A 5,396-nucleotide genomic window follows, 5' to 3' on the forward strand; every position below is an offset into this window, starting at 1 on the left:
TTCGCCGCACCGGCGAGCGCAGGCCGGCGGCGCGCTGCGCCGCGCGTTCGTCGCGCCCGTTTGCTGCTGCATGTTGCCGTCTCCTGTAGTTCTGGTATTAATGGCCGTCCTTGCAACTTCCGGCTCGACACAGGTTATCGATCGAGTCTGAGAAAATGCTGACATCCCGGCCTCGGGAAAACCCCTAACCACCCACCTGCGAAACGGCACCATGCGCATTCTCGTCGTGGAGGACGATGCCGAAATCGGCGCGGCGATCCGCATCCGCCTGGCGCGGCTCGGCCATGCCGTCGATCTCGAAACCGACGGCGCGACCGCAAACGGGTTGCTGCGCGTCGAGCGCTTCGATCTCGTCGTGCTCGACGCGAACCTGCCCGGCATGGACGGCTTCACGGTGCTGCGCCACCTGCGCGCATCGGGCAGCACGACACCCGTGCTGCTCGTCACCGCGCGCTCGGCGATCGACGATCGCGTGAGCGGCCTCGGCCTCGGCGCCGACGACTACCTGGTGAAGCCGTTCGACTATCGCGAACTCGATGCGCGCGTGCAGGCGCTCCTGCGCCGCAACAGCGGCCATGCAAACGATGTGCTGACGCTCGGCGGCCTCGTGATCGACCGCAGCAGCCGTCTCGCGGAACTCGACGGCCAGCCGCTGTCGCTGTCGCGCCAGGAATTCGCGCTGCTCGAAATCCTCGCGAGCCGCCCGCAGCGGATCTTCTCGAAGGACGAACTGCTGAACCAGTTGTTCAGCTTCGGCAACGAGCCGACCGCGAACGCGGTCGAGCAATACGTGACACGCGTGCGCAAGAAGCTGCAGGGCAGCTCGGTCGAGATCCGTACCGCGCGCGGGATGGGGTACCAGATTGCGGCGCACTGACTGGTTCCCGAAGACGCTGTTCGGGCGCACGCTGCTTTTCATCGCGCTGGTCGTCGCGACCGGCGCGCTCGCGCTCGCGGCGATCGCGCGCTACTACGCGGGCGTCGCGGCCGAACGCGCCTACGACCAGTTGCTTGCCGGCGCATCGATCCAGGTCGCGGAAAACCTCTACGTGCAGGGCGGCGTGCTCGCGCTGAATCCACCGGTGGCCGCGCTGTCGACGCTGTCGCGCTACGACCTCGTCTACTACAAGGTGGTCGATTCGCGCGGCATCGTCGTGGCCGGCTACAACGATCTCGCGAGCCCTGCGACGCTGGCCACCGCGAAACAGGGCCCCGCGTTCGCGAACGGCATGTACCAGGGGCACCGGATCCGCACCGCGACCATCGCGCGCTACATGCCCGAGGAAAGCACGCCGGGCTGGGCGCTCGTGACGGTGGCGCAAACCACCAATGCGCGCCAGCAGCTCACGAACGACATGAGTTTCAAGGTGTGGACGCTGATCCTGCTGATGAGCGTGCTCGCGATCGGCGCGAGCGGCCTCGCGATCCGGCGGGGCCTGCGCCCGCTTGCGCAGATCGGCACGATCATCGCCGCGCGCGACCCGGCCGACCTGCGGCCGGTGGCCGTCGATACGCCGAGCGAGATCGACGCGATCATCGGGTCGATCAACGGGCTGATGCGCCGCCTCGCCGAGCGGATCAACGCGATGCAGCGCTTCATCGCCGATGCCGCGCACCAGATGCGCACGCCGCTCGCGCGACTCGATGCGCAGATCGAGCTGCTCGACGGCGAAGCCGATCCCGCACGTCATGCGGCACGGCTCGACGCGCTGCGCGCGACCTGTTCGGACGTCGGGCGGCTCACCGGCCAGTTGCTCAATCATGCGATGGTGATCCATCGCACCGAAGCCGTGCCGCTGCAACCCGTCGACCTCGTCGCGCTCGCGAAAGACGTGCTCGGCCGCACGATTCCGCTCGCGGGCGAGCGCGATGTCGCCGTCGCGTTCGCGAGCGACGCACCGCTCGCCTGGATCGACGGTGACGCGATCAGCCTGCAGGAAGCGCTGTCGAACGTGCTGCACAACGCGCTGCTGCACGGTCACGCGGACGACATCGTCGTCTCGGTCGCGACGCAGGGCCACGCCGACGATGCGGTGACGCTGACCGTCACCGACAACGGTCGCGGGATTCCGCGCGAGCACTGGGACGCCGCGCTGCAACCGTTCGTGCGGATCGCGCCGGACGGCAGCGAGCGGCGCACCGGGTCGGGCCTCGGACTCGCGATCGTGCAGGAAGTGATGAAGGCGCACGGCGGACGCGTCGGGTTTGCGTTTCCCGACGCGGGCGGGTTTTCGGTGGTGCTGACGTTTCCGCGGGCGGCGGGGAGCGGCGCAGAGCAGGCATGAGTCGACGGACCGTGCCGGTTCAGGCGCGTGCGCAGTGGGCGCTCAATCGTCGCTGTCGTCTTCGAAGCCGTTGCGCTCCACGTGCTGCGCCACTACCCGGTCCAGCTCGTCGTACTGACGATCGCAGAACAGCCGGCACAACGTGTCGACGTCGGTACGCTTCCTGACGTCGATCGTGTCGACTTGCTGCTCCAGCTTGCCCTTGCCGATTCCGAACAGCCCCTTCTTCATCCGCATGGAGACGGCATTCAACTGGAAGCCGTCCGCGTGCGCATCGCTCAGCGCGGTCACCCACAATTCCCGCTGATCGTCGGCATGCTGCAGCACGAGGGCCGGCAACGGGCCGTCCTGCTTGTCGTCCCATTCGGCATGCTGCGCCGCCCACGGGAATGCGTCGAACGCCTGCGTGAACGACGGGTAATCCGTCGCGCCCTGCGGATCCAGTTGCTTGAAATCGTAGCCGACCTTCTGAATGGAATAAGTCAACATGGCGCGGTAGCCCCCGTGGCGTTCGAGATCAGGAGAACGTCAATCTACGCTGAATTTCGGTGTCCATCATGATTTTCTCCACGGCTCACGCATGCTTCGCAGCGGGATCGCGAGGCTCTTCCAGATAACTCCGCGCCAGCCTCACGAGTTCGCGCTTCAGTTTCGGATCGTCCAGCAGCCCGCGCCGGGCCGCGTTGTGCACGACGCCTTCGAGTGCCGACGACAGCACCTGCGCCGTCATCGTATCGGCCCTGACGGGCGCACGCCCGCGACAGGCGGCAACGATCAGCGCATAGCGGCGCAAATATTCCTTCTGGAACGTGTCGTATGCAGCCTTCACGCCGCCCGGATCGGGAAGATCGAGCAGCGCACGGTGCAGCGACGGGTAATCGCGGTGCGCGGCGATCAGGTCGCCGATCAAGCCTTCAACGAGACGCGCGGGGCTCGCCCGACGGTCGTGCGCGCGCTGCAGCACGGCCAGCACATCGTCGAAATGCCTGCGCCGGATCGCGTCGACCAACGCGAGCTTGTTCGGGAAGTACTGGTACACGGAACCGATGCTGACACCGGCAACTGCCGCGACTTCGTTGGTCGTGAACCCGGCCCACCCGTGCGTATCCAGAACGCGAGCCCCGGCCGTGACAATTACATCCACGGTCGCGCGCGAACGCGCCTGGCGCGGGGCTTTCCGCATCGCGGCGGCGGCATCGGAAACGCGAGTGGACATGCGGGCTCCGACTGAAAATAATGGTGGCGAAGCTCACATATTAGGTGAAACCCACAAGGAAACGACCATGAGCGAGAACGCACTCCTGTCCCGCATGCTGCGCTACCAGGCGTGGGCGAACGACGAAATGCTGGCGGCCATCGCGGAGCTCGACGCGGTGCAACACGCCGACGAGCGCCATCTCGCGCTGCGGCTGATGAACCATTGCCTCGTGGTGAACAAGATTTTCGCCGCGCACCTGACCGGCGAGCGTCATGGCTTCGTATCCGACAACACGCCCGACACGCCCGATCCCGACGCGCTGCGTGCTGCCTTCGCCGCGCTCGATCGCTGGTATCTCGATCATGTCGAAACCGCCACGCCCGCGATGCTGTCCGAATCGATTCCGTTTGCGTTCACCGACGGTGACAACGGATACATGACGCGCGAAGAGATGCTGACCCATGTCGTCACGCACGGCGGCTATCATCGCGGCGAAGCCGGAAGGCTGATGATCCAGGCCGGCGCGCGTTCGGGGCAGGACATCAGGCTGCCGTGGGACACGTACGCCGTTTACCTGCACCGGACGGAACCGGCGCGCAGGCTTCAGGGCAAGACCGAAGCGACGATCGCGTCAACCGCCGGGCGATAGGCAAGCGCCACGCCCGCTACGCCGCCACCGCCTCCCCGCCGAGATACGCATCGCGCACGCGCTCGTCGTCGAGCAGCGCCTTCGCGGGCCCTTCGAGCACGACGCGCCCCGTCTGCAGCACGTATCCGTAATGCGCGATCTCCAGCGCGAGGCTCGCGTTCTGCTCGACCATGAACACGGTCACGCCCTGCCGGTTGATCGCGTCGATCAGTTCGAGCACCTTGTCGACGTAGAGCGGCGACAGCCCCATCGTCGGCTCGTCCATGCAGATCAGCTTCGGCCGCGCCATCAGCGCGCGCGCCATCGCGAGCATCTGCTGCTCGCCGCCCGACAGCGTGCCCGCGCGCTGCGTCAGCCGCTCGCGCACGCGGGGAAACAGGTCGAGCACGCGCTCGTAGTCCTCCGCCACTGCCGCGCGGTCGCCGCGCGTGTACGCGCCCATCAGCAGGTTCTCGCGCACGCTCATGTCGCCGAACAGCCGCCGCGCCTCGGGCACGGCCGCGATCCCGCGCCGCACGCGCTGTGGCGTCGCGAGCGCCGTCACGTCGTCGCCGTCGAAGCGCACGACGCCGCGGCGCGGCCGCATCAGCCCGAGGATCAGCTTCATCGTCGTCGACTTCCCGCTCGCGTTGCCGCCGAGCAGGCTGACGATCTGCCCGCGGCCGACTTCGAAGTTCACGTCGAAATGCACCTGCACCGGCCCGTAGAACGTGTCGAGGTGTTCGAGTTTCAGCAGCGCGTCGGTCATGGTGGTGTCGGGTCCGGAAGAAAGTGCGGTCATGCGGCCGCCTGTGCTGCGCGTTCGGCCGGCGCGCCACCCGCGTTCCGGCGGCCGAGGTACGCCTCGATCACGCGCGGATCGTGCCGCACGTCGGCGGGCGCGCCTTCGGCGATCTTCACGCCGTTGTCGAGCACCATCACGCGATCAGACACGCGCATCACGAGTTCGAGCTTGTGCTCGATCAGCAGGATCGTCAGGCCGCGCGCCTTCAGCGACTGGATCAGTTGCAGCATCTCGGCCGTTTCCGTCTCGTTCATCCCGGCCGTCGGTTCGTCGAGCAGCAGCAGGCGCGGATGCAGCGCGAGCGCGCGGCCGATCTCCACGCGCCGCCGGTTCGCATACGACAGGCTGTGCGCCGGATGATCGATGCGCGGCGTGAGCCGCTCGCCGAACCCGGCGACGATCGCGCGCGCCTCGTCGCGCAGCGCGGCTTCCTCGCGCCGCACGGCCGCGGGCCGCACCAGCGCACGCAGCACCTCGGCC

7 protein-coding genes are annotated in these 5,396 nt (G+C 67.5%); 3 read left to right on the forward strand and 4 right to left on the reverse strand.

Annotation, left to right across the window (positions count from 1 at the left end):
- The first annotated feature begins 211 nt into the window (after positions 1-211).
- Positions 212-877 (forward strand): response regulator transcription factor, encoded by a 666-nt coding sequence (locus G3N93_RS33735; RefSeq protein ID WP_174938348.1) that lies wholly within the window; start codon positions 212-214, stop codon positions 875-877.
- Positions 864-2,285: a sensor histidine kinase gene (locus tag G3N93_RS33740; protein ID WP_206134913.1), complete on the forward strand. Its 1,422-nt coding sequence runs from the start codon at positions 864-866 to the stop codon at positions 2,283-2,285. The genes G3N93_RS33735 and G3N93_RS33740 overlap by 14 nt, the downstream gene beginning before the upstream one ends.
- A gap of 42 nt (positions 2,286-2,327) precedes the next feature.
- Here G3N93_RS33740 and G3N93_RS33745 read toward each other — a convergent pair whose 3' ends face one another.
- On the reverse strand, positions 2,328-2,774 hold the full coding sequence (locus G3N93_RS33745) for a hypothetical protein (protein WP_174938340.1): 447 nt from the start codon (positions 2,772-2,774) through the stop codon (positions 2,328-2,330).
- Between the two features lie 85 nt (positions 2,775-2,859).
- Entirely contained in the window at positions 2,860-3,501 is a 642-nt protein-coding gene (locus G3N93_RS33750) for a TetR/AcrR family transcriptional regulator (RefSeq protein WP_174946288.1), read from the reverse strand.
- A 67-nt stretch (positions 3,502-3,568) separates the two neighbouring features.
- Here G3N93_RS33750 and G3N93_RS33755 point away from each other — a divergent pair, with 67 nt between their 5' ends.
- Positions 3,569-4,132: a DinB family protein gene (locus G3N93_RS33755; RefSeq protein ID WP_206134914.1), complete on the forward strand. Its 564-nt coding sequence runs from the start codon at positions 3,569-3,571 to the stop codon at positions 4,130-4,132.
- A 16-nt stretch (positions 4,133-4,148) separates the two neighbouring features.
- Here G3N93_RS33755 and G3N93_RS33760 read toward each other — a convergent pair whose 3' ends face one another.
- Together G3N93_RS33760 and G3N93_RS33765 are read right to left on the reverse strand one after the other, a co-directional pair.
- Positions 4,149-4,913, reverse strand: a complete 765-nt coding sequence (locus G3N93_RS33760) for an ABC transporter ATP-binding protein (RefSeq protein ID WP_039354526.1) — start codon at positions 4,911-4,913, stop codon at positions 4,149-4,151.
- Positions 4,910-5,396, reverse strand: a 487-nt coding sequence (locus G3N93_RS33765) for an ATP-binding cassette domain-containing protein (RefSeq protein WP_206134915.1), incomplete at its 5' end; no start/stop codon positions are given. The genes G3N93_RS33760 and G3N93_RS33765, both read right to left, overlap by 4 nt.

It is taken from the genome of Burkholderia sp. Se-20378 (genome assembly GCF_017104665.1).
GTDB classification, from domain to species: domain Bacteria; phylum Pseudomonadota; class Gammaproteobacteria; order Burkholderiales; family Burkholderiaceae; genus Burkholderia; species Burkholderia lata.

Coding starts and splice junctions, on each gene's coding strand:
- G3N93_RS33735 (WP_174938348.1), top strand. CDS start 212: ATGCGCATTCTCGTCGTGGAGGACGATGCCGAAATCGGCGCGGCGATC.
- G3N93_RS33745 (WP_174938340.1), bottom strand. CDS start 2,774: ATGTTGACTTATTCCATTCAGAAGGTCGGCTACGATTTCAAGCAACTG.
- G3N93_RS33750 (WP_174946288.1), bottom strand. CDS start 3,501: ATGTCCACTCGCGTTTCCGATGCCGCCGCCGCGATGCGGAAAGCCCCG.
- G3N93_RS33755 (WP_206134914.1), top strand. CDS start 3,569: ATGAGCGAGAACGCACTCCTGTCCCGCATGCTGCGCTACCAGGCGTGG.
- G3N93_RS33760 (WP_039354526.1), bottom strand. CDS start 4,913: ATGACCGCACTTTCTTCCGGACCCGACACCACCATGACCGACGCGCTG.